General features: G+C 71.7%; 13 protein-coding genes and 1 tRNA gene. 10 read left to right on the top strand and 4 right to left on the bottom strand.

The window, feature by feature from the left end:
- Positions 1-767: dihydrolipoamide acetyltransferase family protein (locus NH287_RS06355; protein ID WP_253034919.1), on the top strand; the 767-nt coding region annotated here is incomplete at its 5' end.
- A gap of 8 nt (positions 768-775) precedes the next feature.
- Positions 776-1,930 (top strand): acyl-CoA dehydrogenase family protein, encoded by a 1,155-nt coding sequence (locus tag NH287_RS06350; protein WP_253034921.1) that lies wholly within the window; start codon positions 776-778, stop codon positions 1,928-1,930.
- A 3-nt stretch (positions 1,931-1,933) separates the two neighbouring features.
- On the opposite strand, the gene NH287_RS06345 is transcribed toward NH287_RS06350, so the two are convergent.
- Together NH287_RS06345 and NH287_RS06340 are read right to left on the bottom strand one after the other, a co-directional pair.
- Positions 1,934-2,539 carry a histidine phosphatase family protein gene (locus NH287_RS06345; protein ID WP_253034918.1) on the bottom strand — a complete coding sequence of 202 codons (606 nt, stop codon included), beginning with the start codon at positions 2,537-2,539 and terminating at the stop codon, positions 1,934-1,936.
- 26 nt (positions 2,540-2,565) lie between these two features.
- Complete coding sequence (locus tag NH287_RS06340; protein WP_253034917.1) at positions 2,566-3,411, bottom strand: Sir2 family NAD-dependent protein deacetylase; 846 nt, start codon at positions 3,409-3,411, stop codon at positions 2,566-2,568.
- Positions 3,412-3,488: 77 nt separating this feature from the next.
- Between NH287_RS06340 and NH287_RS06335 the strand changes: the two genes are divergently transcribed.
- Positions 3,489-4,280 carry an RNA methyltransferase gene (locus NH287_RS06335; RefSeq protein WP_253034916.1) on the top strand — a complete coding sequence of 264 codons (792 nt, stop codon included), beginning with the start codon at positions 3,489-3,491 and terminating at the stop codon, positions 4,278-4,280.
- Positions 4,281-4,286: 6 nt separating this feature from the next.
- On the opposite strand, the gene NH287_RS06330 is transcribed toward NH287_RS06335, so the two are convergent.
- Positions 4,287-5,129: an SGNH/GDSL hydrolase family protein gene (locus NH287_RS06330; protein WP_253034915.1), complete on the bottom strand. Its 843-nt coding sequence runs from the start codon at positions 5,127-5,129 to the stop codon at positions 4,287-4,289.
- A 98-nt stretch (positions 5,130-5,227) separates the two neighbouring features.
- Between NH287_RS06330 and NH287_RS06325 the strand changes: the two genes are divergently transcribed.
- The 5 genes from NH287_RS06325 (at position 5,228) to NH287_RS06305 (ending at position 10,659) form a co-directional block, all read left to right on the top strand.
- Positions 5,228-7,069 carry a DEAD/DEAH box helicase gene (locus NH287_RS06325; protein WP_253034920.1) on the top strand — a complete coding sequence of 614 codons (1,842 nt, stop codon included), beginning with the start codon at positions 5,228-5,230 and terminating at the stop codon, positions 7,067-7,069.
- Between the two features lie 80 nt (positions 7,070-7,149).
- Positions 7,150-8,253: a VIT1/CCC1 family protein gene (locus NH287_RS06320; protein ID WP_253034914.1), complete on the top strand. Its 1,104-nt coding sequence runs from the start codon at positions 7,150-7,152 to the stop codon at positions 8,251-8,253.
- Between the two features lie 92 nt (positions 8,254-8,345).
- Positions 8,346-8,430: transfer RNA gene (locus NH287_RS06315), tRNA-Leu, on the top strand.
- An 86-nt stretch (positions 8,431-8,516) separates the two neighbouring features.
- The gene (locus tag NH287_RS06310; RefSeq protein ID WP_253034913.1) at positions 8,517-9,815 is read left to right on the top strand and encodes a M20/M25/M40 family metallo-hydrolase; all 1,299 of its coding nucleotides are present in this window, start codon (positions 8,517-8,519) and stop codon (positions 9,813-9,815) included.
- Between the two features lie 10 nt (positions 9,816-9,825).
- Positions 9,826-10,659 carry an undecaprenyl-diphosphate phosphatase gene (locus tag NH287_RS06305; protein WP_253034912.1) on the top strand — a complete coding sequence of 278 codons (834 nt, stop codon included), beginning with the start codon at positions 9,826-9,828 and terminating at the stop codon, positions 10,657-10,659.
- Between the two features lie 6 nt (positions 10,660-10,665).
- Here the strand turns inward: NH287_RS06305 and NH287_RS06300 are convergent, their stop codons facing one another.
- Positions 10,666-11,529 carry a PAC2 family protein gene (locus NH287_RS06300; RefSeq protein WP_253034911.1) on the bottom strand — a complete coding sequence of 288 codons (864 nt, stop codon included), beginning with the start codon at positions 11,527-11,529 and terminating at the stop codon, positions 10,666-10,668.
- A gap of 78 nt (positions 11,530-11,607) precedes the next feature.
- On the opposite strand from NH287_RS06300, the gene NH287_RS06295 reads away from it, so the two are divergent.
- Both NH287_RS06295 and NH287_RS06290 read left to right on the top strand, forming a co-directional pair.
- Positions 11,608-12,288: an HAD family phosphatase gene (locus tag NH287_RS06295; protein ID WP_253034910.1), complete on the top strand. Its 681-nt coding sequence runs from the start codon at positions 11,608-11,610 to the stop codon at positions 12,286-12,288.
- Complete coding sequence (locus tag NH287_RS06290; protein ID WP_253034909.1) at positions 12,285-13,298, top strand: tRNA (adenine-N1)-methyltransferase; 1,014 nt, start codon at positions 12,285-12,287, stop codon at positions 13,296-13,298. The genes NH287_RS06295 and NH287_RS06290 overlap by 4 nt, the downstream gene beginning before the upstream one ends.

The raw sequence follows: 13,298 nt of genomic DNA, 5'->3' as shown, positions 1-13,298 counted from the left end.
CACCGGCGACCCCCGAGGCTCCCCGCGGGCCCGTGCCGCCGGCCGCGGCACCCGTCGCCGGCGCGGCCGGCGACGAGCGCATCCCGATCCGCGGGGTGCGCAAGCACACGGCCGACGCGATGGTGCGCTCCGCGTTCACCGCCCCGCACGCGGCGACCTTCCTCACCGTCGACGTGACGGCATCCGTCGCCTTCGTGGCGGGTCTGCGGGCCGACACCCGCTACGCGGCGCGCCGGGTCGGGATCATGGCGGTCGCCGCGAAGGCGGTCTGCCTCGCGCTGCGCCGCACGCCGGAGTTGAACGCGACGTGGGACGACGCGGCGGGCGAGATCGTCCGCTTCGCGAAGGTCAACCTCGGCATCGCCGCGGCGACCGAGCGCGGACTCGTCGTTCCTTCGGTGAAGGATGCCGGCGGGATGCCGCTCCTCGAGCTCTCCGACGCGATCCGCGCCCTCGCCGACACGGCGCGGGCGGGCAAGGCCACTCCGGCGGACCTGTCGGGCGGCACCTTCTCGATCACCAACTACGGGGTGTTCGGCGTCGACGCCGGCACGCCCATCCTCGTGCCGGGGGAGGCCGGCATCCTCGGTCTCGGAGCGGTGCAGCGCCGGCCCTGGGAGCACGAGGGCGGCGTCGCGCTGCGCGACGTCATGACGCTGAGCCTGTCGTTCGACCACCGGCTGGTCGACGGCGCCGAGGCGGCTCGGTTCCTCACCGACGTGGGCGACGTCCTGCGGGACCCGGCCCGGGCGATGGTGTTCGCATGAGCCTGTCGATGTCGGGATACGGTCTCAGCGAGGAACAGGTCGAGCTCGCCGGTCTCGTGCGCTCGTTCGCCGACGAGGTGGTCGCGCCGGTGTCGTACGAGGCGGATCGCACGAAGACCCTGCCGATGGACGTCGTCGCCCAGATGGGCGACATGGGACTGTTCGGCCTCCCGTTCCCCGAGGAGGTCGGCGGGCAGGGCGGCGACTACGTCACGCTCGGACTCGCCATCGAGGCGCTCGCGCGCGTCGATCAGTCCGTCGCCATCACGCTGGAGGCCGGCGTCAGCCTCGGGGCGATGCCGATCTTCCGCTTCGCGACCGACGCGCAGCGCGAGGAGCACCTGCCCGACCTGCTGGCGGGTCGTGCGCTCGCCGGGTTCGGTCTGACCGAGCCCGAGGCGGGATCGGATGCCGGGGCCACCCGCACGACCGCGCGTCTCGACGGCGGCGAGTGGGTGATCGACGGGGCCAAGCAGTTCATCACCAACTCGGGCACCCCGATCACGCGCTTCGTCACCGTCACCGCCGTCACGGGTGAGCCGGGTTCCGCGACGCGGGAGATCTCGACGATCATCGTCCCGAGCGGCACCCCGGGGTTCACGGTCGGCCCGGCGTACGACAAGGTCGGCTGGCATGCGAGCGACACGCATCCGCTCGTCTTCACGGGCGCGCGCGTCCCGGAGGGGAACCTCCTGGGGGAGCGCGGCCGCGGTTTCGCGAACTTCCTGCACATCCTCGACGAGGGTCGGATCGCGATTGCGGCGCTCGCCACCGGTGCCGCGGAGGGGTGCCTCGAGGCGGCCGTCGACTACGCGAAGAGCCGTGTCGTGTTCGGGGAGTCGCTGGGCAGTCGGCAGGCGATCCAGTTCATGCTGGCGCGCATGCAGCAGCGCGTGCACGTGTCGCGGCTGGCCTGGCTGCATGCCGCTCGTCTGCGCGATGCGGGGCTCCCGTTCAAGACCGAGGCCGCCATCGCCAAGCTCACCTCGAGCGACGCCGCGATGGACAACGCCCGCGACGCGACGCAGATCTTCGGCGGCAACGGCTTCATCAACGAGTACCCCGTGGCCCGGCACTTCCGCGACTCGAAGATCCTCGAGGTTGGGGAGGGGACGACCGAGGTGCAGCTGCTCCTCATCGCCCGTTCGCTCGGGCTCGCCTGATCGTCAGACGGGGACGGCGGAGGTCTCGAGCAGGATGAGACCCTCGGGCTCGACGCGGAAGCTGTGAGCCGACCCGTTGAGGATCTTGTGGCCTCGACCGGGGTGCACGCCGCCCGTCACGCGCTCCATGACGGCGCGGATGAGAGCGCCGTGGGCGACGACGATGAGGTCGGGGACGTGCGGATCGTTCTCGCGCCGGGCGCGCTCGACGACCTCCTGTAGTGCGGCGAGCGCGCGGACCGTCACGGCGTCGCGGGATTCGGCGCCTGGCACGACGGCCGTGTCCCAAGGTCCCCAGCGCTCGGCGAACTCCACGTCGGTGACGCCCTCGGCCTCGCCGTACGAGCGCTCCCGCAGCCCGACGTGGGTGGTCGGCTCCGGCAAGCCCAGCTCCGCCGCGATGATGCGGGCGGTCTCATGCGCGCGGGACAAGTCGCTCGAGACCACGACGGTCGTGCTCGCGCGCGTCACGCGCTCGGCGAGGTCATGGGCGGCGGCACGTGCCTGGATCCGACCGGTGTCGTTGAGTGGGATGTCCGTCGAGCCCTGGATGCGGCGGGCGCGGTTCCAGTCGGTCTCGCCGTGGCGTACGAGGGTGAGGATCGTCACCCGACGAGCCTACGCGGGGTGCGGTGTCAGGTCGCTGAGAGGGCCCGGCCGAGGGCGGTCAGCACCTCGGAGGTCCCGGCGTCGATCTTGACGGTCGCTCGTGCGTCGCCGCGCGTCTGTCCGCGGTTGATGATGACGACGGGAAGCTTGCGGCGGCGGGCACGGTCGAGCAGGCGGATACCTGAGTTCACGACGAGCGACGACCCGGCGATCAGCAGCGCACTGCTGGCCCGCACCAGCTGCTCGGCCTCGCGGAACTTCTCGAGCGGGATGTACTCGCCGAAGAAGACGACCTCGGGCTTCAGCATCCCGCCGCACACCGAGCAGTCCGGGACGACGAAGCCGTCGCTGCGACCCGGCAGGACGTCCCCGTCGGGACCGAGCTCGACGCTGTCGGGCACGGTGATCCACGGGTTGTCGCGTTCGATGCGCTCGGCGAGGTCGCGCCGGTCGAAGACCTGACCGCAGTGCAGGCAGCTCACCCGCCGCATCGTGCCGTGCAGCTCGACGACCCGGCGGCTACCGGCGCGCAGGTGGAGCCCATCGACGTTCTGCGTGATGACGCCGGTCGCGACCCCGGACCGCTCGAGGTCGGCGAGCGCGCGGTGCCCGTCGTTGGGGGCGGCGGCGGCGAAGGTGCGCCAGCCGAGGTGACTGCCCACCCAGTACCGCCGCCGGGAGGCGTCGTCGGCGAGGAACTCCTGCGCCGTCATGGGGGTGCGGACGGGGGCGCCCTTGCCGCGGTAATCGGGGATGCCCGAATCGGTCGAGACCCCGGCGCCGGTGAGGACGGCGACGCGGCGCCCGGCGAGCGCGTCGACCGCGCGTTCCACGGCGGCGCTCGTCGCGGCATCCAGGTCCAGCACGCTCATGGCCCTCCTCGGTTCCGAGCCTACGCCGTCGCCGTTTCGCGCAGATCACGTCGCGGCGCCCGTGACAGCATGGGCGTATGACGACGACCCGGATCGACGATCCCGCCGATCCGCGCCTGTCGGACTACCGCGACCTCACCGACACGGCGCTGCGGCGCGTCGCCGAACCCGCCGGGGGCCTTTACATCGCCGAATCGGCGAAGGTCATCTCCCGTGCGGTCGCGGCGGGGCACCGTCCCCGCTCCCTGCTCGTGCAGGAGAAGTGGCTCGACGACGCGCTCCCGCTCGCCGGCGACGCCCCCGTCTACGTCGTGCCGGACACCGTCGCCGAGCAGGTCACGGGCTTCGCCGTCCACCGGGGTGCGCTCGCCGCCATGCATCGCCCCGCGCTCCGGGATCCCGCCGCGCTCCTCGAGGGTGCGCGCACGGTCGTGGTCCTCGAGGACATCGTCGACCACACGAACGTGGGGGCCGCGTTCCGCGCCGCCGCCGCCCTCGGCGCGGACGCCGTGCTCGTCAGTCCGCGCTGCGGCGATCCGCTGTACCGCCGGAGCGTGCGGGTGAGCATGGGCACCGTCTTCCAGGTGCCGTGGACGCGGTTGCCGGAATGGGATGCCGCGTCGCCGCTGTTCGCGGCCGCCGGCATCCATCTGGCGGCTCTCGCGCTCGCCGAGGACGCGGTGCCACTGGACGCGTTCGCCGCCGCGCGACCGGAGCGGCTCGCCGTGCTCATGGGGTCGGAGGGCGAGGGGCTGTCGGACGCCGCCCTCGCCGCGGCCGACACGATCGTCACAATCCCGATGGCGGGCGGGGTCGACTCCCTCAACGTCGCGTCGGCCGCCGCGGTCGCGCTCTGGGCGTTGCGCTGAGTCGGATCAGCCCTGCGGTGCGTCGGTCGAGAACGGCAGCGCTTCGGGACGCTTGGCGGTGACGTTGTCGCCCGAGGACTGGTGCCGCAGGCGCCGCAGGACCCAGGGCACGAAGTGCTCCCGCGCCCACACGAGGTCGTTCGCGCGCGCGGCGCGCCACGTGGTGGGCGGCAGCGCCTCGGGAGCCATCGGCTGCAGGTCATTCGGCACGTTCAGGGCGCGCAGCACCATCCGTGCCACCTCGTGGTGCCCGAGCGCGTTGTAGTGCAGCCGGTCGTCGTCGAAGAAGCGCATGTCCTGCACCGACTTCAGCGCCCACTGATCGGCGACGATGCAGTCGTACCGATCCGCGATGGCCCGGATGTTCTCGTTGTAGATCGCCACGCGCCCGCGGATGCCGCGGAACACCGGGGTGAACTCGGTGTCGACGGCCGTGAACACGAGCAGCGTCGCGCCCTGCGACGACAACCGGGCGACGGCGTCCTCGAAGAGTTCGGCGACCGCATCCGGATCACCCTGCGGGCGGATGACGTCGTTGCCGCCGGCGGAGAGCGTGATGAGGTCGGGCTTCAACGCGAGCGCGGGTTCGACCTGCCCGTCCACGATCTGGCGGATGAGTCTGCCCCGGATCGCGAGGTTCGCGTAGGCGAAGTCCTCCACCTGGGATGAGAGCACGGCAGCGACGCGGTCGGCCCAGCCGCGGTGCTCACCCGGGCGGTCGGGGTAGGGGTCGCCGATCCCCTCGGTGAACGAGTCACCGATCGACACCATCCGTCGCCACGGGTGGGCGGTCGAGTTGGGGACATAGGGCGAACGGTTCTCGTCGGGCCCGGAGTCGATGTCGTGCATGGCACCTCCGCCTCGAGGTTACCCGTCCTCGCGCGGCGACCCGGGGCGCCCGGTGTCGGACCGGACGATTAGGGTGGATCGACGTGACGAGCGAGACGATGAACGAAGAGGGGGCGGCTTCGCAGGAGCCCCACTTCGGGAGTTTCGCCGCCGAGCACCTCTCGCCCGCGTTCCCGCAGCGCGCCCCGTGGGGAACGGCCCAGAACCTGCGTGCCTGGCAGGCCGAGGCCCTCGAGCAGTACTTCGAGGCCGACGGGCCCGACGGCGTCGGACGGGGACCCCGCGACTTCCTCGCCGCCGCCACCCCCGGCGCCGGCAAGACGACCTTCGCGCTCCGGCTCGCGAGCGAGCTGCTGCGGCGCGGGGTGATCGATCGCATCATCGTCGTGGCGCCGACTGAGCACCTGAAGACGCAGTGGGCGGATGCCGCGGCGCGCGTCTCGATCCGGCTCGACCCGCGCTTCAGCAACAAGCACTACTCACCGGCGCGGCACTACCACGGCGTCGCCGTCACCTACGCGCAGGTCGCGGTGAAGGCCTCCGTGCACGAGCGTCTCGTCCTCGATTCGCGCGCCCTCGTCATCCTCGACGAGGTCCACCACGGGGGCGACGCCCTGAGTTGGGGCGACGCGCTGCGCGAGGCCTACGGGCGGGCGACCCGACGGCTGCTGCTGTCGGGCACGCCGTTCCGCAGCGACACGGCGCCGATCCCGTTCGTCGAGTACCACCCCAACGACAAGGGCATCCGCATCTCGCGGACCGACTACAACTACGGCTACGGCCGCGCGCTCGCCGACGGCGTCGTCCGTCCGGTGCTCTTCCACGTGTACGCGGGCCAGATGAAGTGGCGCACCAAGGCCGGTGACGAGTACGAGGCGCACCTCGGTCAGGACAACACGAAGGACATCAACGCGCAGGCGTGGCGGACGGCGCTGAACCCCGAGGGCGAGTGGATCTCCGCCGTGCTGCGCTCTGCGGATCGCCGACTGAGCGAAGTCCGTCAGGACGTCCCGGATGCCGGGGGTCTCGTCATCGCGACCGATCAGACGGCCGCCCGCGCCTACGCCGCGATCCTCCGCGACATCACGGGGGAGCCGACGACGGTCGTCCTCTCCGACGACAAGGCCGCGTCGGGGCGGATCGAGACCTTCTCGCAATCCACGACGCGGTGGATGGTCGCGGTGCGGATGGTGTCGGAGGGGGTCGACGTCCCCCGTCTCGCCGTCGGCGTCTACGCGACGAGCGCCTCGACCCCGCTCTTCTTCGCTCAGGCCATCGGACGCTTCGTGCGGGCCCGGCGCCGCGGCGAAGCGGCATCCGTCTTCCTCCCCAACGTGCCGCAGCTGCTCGCCCTCGCGAACGAGATGGAACGCGAGCGCGACCACGCCCTCGACCGCGAGGAGACGGACGACGACGGTCTCGAGGACTCGCTGCTGGAGGCGGCCGAGCGCGAGGACAAGGCGTCGGACTCGCTGCTCGAGGAGGGCAGCTACCAGGCTCTCGGCTCGACCGCGCACTTCGACCGGGTGCTCTACGACGGCAAGGAGTTCGGGCAGCTGGCCGTCCCCGGCACTCTCGAGGAGGAGGAGTTCCTCGGCATCCCGGGCCTGCTGGAGCCCGAGCACGTGCACGAACTCCTCATGCAGCGGCAGTCGCGGCAGTCGCGTCACCGTCACGCCCGCGAAGCCCAGGAGAAGGCGCGCGGCGAGGAGACGGGAGAGCCGGAGAACACCCTGCCGCCGGCGTTGCACCGTACCCTCCGCGAGCAGCGACAGCTGCTCAACAGCCTCGTCGGGCTCTACGCGCGGCAGAGCGGCGAACCTCACGGCGCCGTGCACGCCGAACTGCGTCGCGTGTGCGGGGGACCCGAGGTCGCGCGCGCGACCGTCGCGCAGCTGCAGGCGCGCATCGACGTCCTCCGACGGCGCGTCCACTCCTGACCCCTTCGGATCCCCGAAATGCTGGCAGTTCCGGCTTCGGCGCGGTCCCGGCCGGACGCGGTGACTACCGTGAAGGGGACATGAGCACGACGAACGCGACCCCGCTGCCCGACGCCACCCCGAGGGATCGGCGACGCTGGGCCTCCTATCTCTCCGACGAACGCGCCGAGGCCCGCGTGTACCGCGAACTCGCCGCACGGAAGTCCGGGGAGGAGCGCGACATCCTGACGGCGCTCGCCGACGCGGAGGGGCGCCACGAAGCGCACTGGCTGGAACTGCTGGGAGGCGAGCCGCAGCGGCTGCCGAGGGCGTCGGTGCGCACACGGATGCTGGCGGCGATGGCGCGCCGCTTCGGCTCGATCTTCGTCCTCGCGCTCGCGCAGAACGCCGAGAACCGCTCCCCGTACGACGACGACCCGCACGCCACCCCCGCCATGCGAGCGGACGAGAAGATCCACGGCGAGGTCGTGCGCGGCCTGGCCGCGCGCGGTCGGATGCGCCTGTCGGGCACCTTCCGCGCCGCCGTCTTCGGGGCCAACGACGGACTGGTGTCCAACCTCGCCCTCGTCATGGGCATCGGCGCGACCGGGGTCGCGCCGCAGTTCGTGCTCTTCAGCGGCATCGCGGGTCTCCTCGCCGGCGCCCTTTCGATGGCGGCCGGCGAGTTCGTCTCGGTCCGGTCGCAGCGCGAACTGATCGAGGCGACGCATCCCAACAACGACACCGACCACGTCCTGCCCGACCTCGACCTGGACGCCAACGAGCTCGCCCTGGTGTACCGGACGCGCGGGCTCGACGAGGACGACGCGCTGGCCCGGGCACGCAAGGTCATCGCGACCGCCCAGGCGAGCGACCGCGCCGTGCCCTACCGGCGCGCCGCGGAGCCGCCCGCCGACCTCGAATCCGTCGGCTCGGCGTTCGGCGCCGCGGCATCCAGCTTCGCGTTCTTCGCCTCGGGTGCCGTCATCCCGGTCCTGCCGTGGATCTTCGGCCTCTCGGGGCTCTCCGCCGTCGTCCTCGCCCTCGCGCTGGTCGGGCTCGCGCTGCTGCTCACCGGCGCCACCGTCGGGCTGCTCTCGGGCGCCCCGCCCCTGCGCCGCGGCCTCCGCCAGCTCGCGATCGGCTTCGGTGCGGCGGCGATCACCTACCTGCTGGGTCTGCTCTTCGGCGTCTCGGCGGCGTAGTCGCCCCGATTATCGGGAGCGGTCAGAACGTGCTACTGTCGATCCTCGGTTGCGAAACCGAAATCCCCGAGGAAACGACGGGAGAAAACTCTGCGCGGGTGGCGGAATAGGTAGACGCGCTAGCTTGAGGTGCTAGTGCCCGAATAGGGCGTGGGGGTTCAAGTCCCCCCTCGCGCACAGAGTCGAAATGGGTCCCGAAAGGGGCCCATTTCTCGTTTCCGGCCTCCCCGGCGCCGTCCTGCCGACCGGGTAGCGTGGGCGGCATGTCCGCTCCCGACGATCTGCCCGAGGTCGCCCGCGTCGCGCGCGACCTGATCCGGTTCGACACGACGAACTACGGCGAAGGGCGCGCGAACGGCGAACGGGAGGCCGCCGAGTACGTCGGCGCGTACCTCGAGTCTCTCGGCCTCACCCCGGAGTTCTACGAGCCGATCCCGCGCCGCACGAACGTCACCGCGCGGGTGCCGGGGCGAAACCCCGACAAGCCCGCTCTCGTCCTCCACGGCCACCTCGACGTCGTCCCCGCCGTGGCCGAGGACTGGAGCGTCGACCCCTTCGAAGGTGTCGTCAAGGACGGGATGCTGTGGGGTCGCGGCGCCGTCGACATGAAGGACATGGACGCCATGATCCTCACCTCGGTCGGCGACCTCCTGCGGGCGGGGGAGCAGCCCGAGCGCGACCTGATCCTGACCTTCTTCGCCGACGAGGAGAACGGCGGCGTCGAAGGCTCCCAGTTGGTGGTCCGGGACCGGGCCGAGTGGTTCGCCGGCGCATCCGAGGCGATCAGCGAGGTCGGCGGATACTCGATCGCCGTCGGCAACGAGCGCGCGTACCTGCTGCAGGTCGGCGAGAAGGCGCTCGTCTGGATCCGGCTGCACGCGACCGGCCTCGCCGGGCACGGCAGCCGTCACCACCCCGACAACGCCGTCACGCGCCTCGCCGAGGCCGTCGCCGCTCTCGGCCGGACGGGATGGCCGATCGAACTCACCTCGACGACGCGCCAGCTCGTGGGCTCGCTCGCCGAGCTGTCGGGCACCCTGGCCGACGACCCCGACACCGTCGCCGACACGGCGGGCGCGGCATCCGCGTTCCTGCGCTCCACCTTCCGGACGACCACGAACCCGACCGGTCTCACCGCCGGTTACAAGCACAACGTGATCCCGGATGCCGCGACCGCCGCGATCGACATCCGCACCCTCCCCGGGCGCGAGGACGAGGTGCTCGCACAGGTGCAGCGGATCGTCGGCGACGACATCCGCATCGAGGTCGTGCACCGCGACATCGGACTCGAGGTGCCGTTCGCCGGGGACGTGGTCGACGCGATGGTCGGCGCGCTGGGCAGGCACGATCCCGGCGTACCGGTCATCCCGTACCTTATGGGGGGAGGGACCGACAACAAGGCTCTCGCCGAGCTCGGCATCGCCGGGTTCGGGTTCGCACCGCTGCGACTGCCCGCCGATCTCGATTTCACGGGGATGTTCCACGGTGTCGACGAGCGTGTCCCGATCGACGCGCTGGTGTTCGGGCAGCGTGTGCTCACCGATCTGATCCGCTCGTACTGAAAGGCCCCGCATGTCGATCCTCGAGGCCATCATCCTGGGCATCGTCCAGGGTCTGACCGAGTTCCTCCCGATCTCCTCGAGTGCGCACCTGCGCATCGTGGGGGAGTTCCTGCCCTCGGCCGAGGACCCGGGTGCGACGTTCACCGCCATCACGCAGATCGGCACCGAGCTCGCCGTCCTCGTGTACTTCTGGGCCCGCATCGTGCGCATCATCGTCGCGTGGGCGAAGTCCCTCACGGGGCGTGTCCCGCGCAACGACCCGGACGCGCGGATGGGGTGGATCGTCATCATCGGCACGATCCCGATCGGCGTGCTCGGCTTCCTCTTCCAGGATGTGATCCGCGAGACGTTCCGCAACCTCTGGCTCGTCGCGATCGTCCTCATCGTGTTCGGCCTGATCCTCGGTGTCGCTGACGCCCTCGGGAAGCGCGACCGCACCGAGAAGGACCTGACGATGGGTCACGGACTGACCCTCGGCTTCGCCCAGGCGCTCGCCCTCATCCCCGGCGTCTCGCGCTCGGGTGCCACGACGACCGCCGGCCTGGCGCTCGGGTACACCCGTCCGGCCGCGGCGGAGGTCGCGTTCCTGCTGGCGGTGCCGGCCGTGTTCGGCAGCGGCCTCTACGAGCTGCTGCAGGCGATCCGCGAGCCCGGGCAGTCGCCGTTCACCCTGGGTGAGACCGCGGTCGCGACGGTCGTCTCGTTCGGCGTGGGTCTCGCGGTCATCGCCTACCTCATGCGATACCTCAAGCGCGGCAGCTTCCTGCCGTTCGTCCTCTACCGGGTCGTGCTGGGCGTCGTCCTGCTGATCCTGCTCGCCACCGGGGTGCTGCAGGCCTACTGAGCCCGCTCAGCGGCGCGGGTCGTCCTTCGGCCCGCGCGGCCCGTCGCCGCGGCGGCGCAGGTAGCGCTCGAACTCCTGCGCGATGGCGTCGCCCGACGCCTCGGGGGAGTCCCATGCGTCACGGGTCGTCTCGAGCTGGCGGATGTACTCCGTCATCTCCTCGTCGTCGGCCGCGGCGGCGTCGATCGACGCCTCCCACGCGAGCGCGTCCGCCGGCAACGTGCCGCGCGTGATCGTCGCACCGGTGATCTCCTCGAGCTTGTCGAGGAGCGCGAGGGTGGCCTTGGGCGACGGCGTGTGTCCGCCGACGTAGTGGGGGATGCTCGCCCACAGACCGGCCGAGGGGATGCCGGCGGCCTCGCCGGCTGCGGCGAGCGCCGACAGGATGCCGACCGGCCCCTCGTAGGTCGAGCGCTCGAGCCCGAGAGCCGAGCGCAACTCCTCGTTCTCGGATCCCGCGAACACCGAGATCGGGCGGGTGTGCGGGACGTCGCTCATCATCGATCCGAGGGCCACGATGCCGGTGATGTCCTCGCGCAGGGCGGCGTCGACGAACTCCGCCGCGAACGCCTGCCAGGCGCGCGCCGGCTCCGTCCCGGTCAGCAGCCAGAGGTCGGGGCCGTCTTCGCGCGGCGTCACGGGGCGCCAGAGGGTGGCGTCGGGCCAGACCAGGCGACGGGCACCGTCGGCATCCATCTGCATCTGCGGACGCGTGTACTGGTAGTCGAAGTACAGCTCCGGGTCGACGCCGAACGCCCTCTCGAACGTCCCGGACGAGCGCAGCTGTGCGACCGCGGCGGTGGCGGCCTCTCCGGCGTCGTTCCAGCCGTCGACGGCGATCACGAGCACCCGCTGTCCCAGTCCCTGCACGGACGTCCTCTCTGTCGGTACCCCCACGATACGCCGCCCGTCACCGGGCGGGCGGAAGCCCTCGCATAGCATTGACCGGTGACTTCCCCGCTTCCCGCCGCGGTCCTCTGGGACATGGACGGCACCCTCGTCGACACCGAGCCCTATTGGATGGCCGCCGAGACCCCGCTCGTCGAGCGCTTCGGCGGCACCTGGACGCACGAGGACGGTCTCGCCATGGTGGGCATGGGCCTCGAGGACGCGGCCCGCGTCCTGCAGGGCGCCGGTGTGCGCCTCGAGGTCGACGAGATCGTCGCCCACCTGACCGACGAGGTCATGCGCCGCCTGCGCGAGGACGGCGTGCCCTTCCGTCCCGGTGCTCGGGAGCTGCTCCGCGAGCTCCGCGAGCAGGGCGTGCCGACGGCCCTCGTCACCATGTCCATGAGTCGTATGGCGAGGGTCATCACCGAGCTCATCGACTTCGACGCGTTCGATCTCGTCATCGGCGGCGATGACGTCACCCACGCCAAGCCGCATCCCGCTCCGTACCTGCAGGCCTGTGCGGCGCTCGGGGTGGAACCCGCCGACACGGTCGCCTTCGAGGATTCGCTCACCGGCACCGCCTCCGCCATCGCCGCGGGCACGGTGACGGTCGGCATCCCGCACATGGTCCCGCTCGACGGGGTGGGGGCGCACGAGTTGTGGCCCACCCTCGACGGCCGGACGGTCGCCGACGTCGCCGACGTGCTCGCCCGCGTGCGCCAGGAGGTGGATGCGTGAGCGCCGACCTGCGGCCGAGCGGCCCGTTCCGGCTGGGTGACCGTGTCCAGCTGACCGGACCCAAGGGGCGCATGCACACCGTCACCCTGCGGGAGGGCGGCGAGCTCCACACGCACCACGGCGTGCTGCGCCACGAGGCGATCATCGGTCAGCCCGACGGCTCGGTCGTCGTGAACAGCGGCGGCCACGAGTACCTGGCGCTGCGTCCGCTGCTGCGCGACTTCGTCATGTCGATGCCGCGGGGCGCGGCGATCGTCTACCCGAAGGATGCCGCGCAGATCCTCGCCTCCGCCGACATCTTCCCCGGGGCGACCGTCGTCGAGGCCGGCGTCGGCTCGGGCGCGCTGTCGCTGTGGCTGCTTCGCGCGATCGGGCCCTCCGGTCGCCTGCTGTCGTTCGAGCGCCGCGAGGAGTTCTCCGAGGTCGCCGAGGCCAACGTCGAAACCTTCCTCGGGCACTACCCCGACTCGTGGCGGGTGGTCGTCGGCGACCTCGCCGAGCAACTGCCGCAGGCGACCGAGCCGGGCAGCGTCGACCGCGTCGTGCTCGACATGCTGGCGCCGTGGGAGTGCATCGACGTCGTGGCCGAGGCGCTCACCCCGGGCGGCGTCGTGCTCTGCTACATCGCGACGGCGACCCAGCTCAGCCGGGTCGCCGAGTACATCCGGCATTCGGGCCTGTTCACCGAGCCCGAGGCGACCGAGACGATGGTGCGGGGGTGGCACGTCGAGGGTCTCGCCGTGCGTCCGGACCACCGCATGGTCGCGCACACCGGGTTCCTCCTCACCGCCCGTCGCCTGGCCCCCGGTGCGATGCCGCCCGATGTGCGCAAGCGCGCGCTGAAGAAGCCGTCGTACGCCGACGAGGACGTCGAGGCGTGGACCCCCGGCGCCGTGGGCGACCGCGAGATCACGGACAAGAACCTCCGCAAGCGGGTGCGCGACGCCCAGCGCGCCGTCGAGGGCGCCCGGCAGGCTGCCGAGGACCGCTCCGGCGAGACCGTAGACTGA

It is taken from the genome of Microbacterium sp. CnD16-F, from assembly GCF_024124465.1.
Lineage (GTDB): Bacteria > Actinomycetota > Actinomycetes > Actinomycetales > Microbacteriaceae > Microbacterium > Microbacterium gawkjiense.
This window is presented reverse-complemented; position numbering and strand designations above follow the sequence as displayed.

Excerpts from the sequence above, each read along its gene's own strand:
- NH287_RS06350 (WP_253034921.1), top strand. The coding sequence starts at position 776 with ATGTCGGGATACGGTCTCAGCGAGGAACAGGTCGAGCTCGCCGGTCTC.
- NH287_RS06340 (WP_253034917.1), bottom strand. The coding sequence starts at position 3,411 with ATGAGCGTGCTGGACCTGGATGCCGCGACGAGCGCCGCCGTGGAACGC.
- NH287_RS06335 (WP_253034916.1), top strand. The coding sequence starts at position 3,489 with ATGACGACGACCCGGATCGACGATCCCGCCGATCCGCGCCTGTCGGAC.
- NH287_RS06330 (WP_253034915.1), bottom strand. The coding sequence starts at position 5,129 with ATGCACGACATCGACTCCGGGCCCGACGAGAACCGTTCGCCCTATGTC.
- NH287_RS06325 (WP_253034920.1), top strand. The coding sequence starts at position 5,228 with ATGAACGAAGAGGGGGCGGCTTCGCAGGAGCCCCACTTCGGGAGTTTC.
- NH287_RS06320 (WP_253034914.1), top strand. The coding sequence starts at position 7,150 with ATGAGCACGACGAACGCGACCCCGCTGCCCGACGCCACCCCGAGGGAT.
- NH287_RS06310 (WP_253034913.1), top strand. The coding sequence starts at position 8,517 with ATGTCCGCTCCCGACGATCTGCCCGAGGTCGCCCGCGTCGCGCGCGAC.
- NH287_RS06305 (WP_253034912.1), top strand. The coding sequence starts at position 9,826 with ATGTCGATCCTCGAGGCCATCATCCTGGGCATCGTCCAGGGTCTGACC.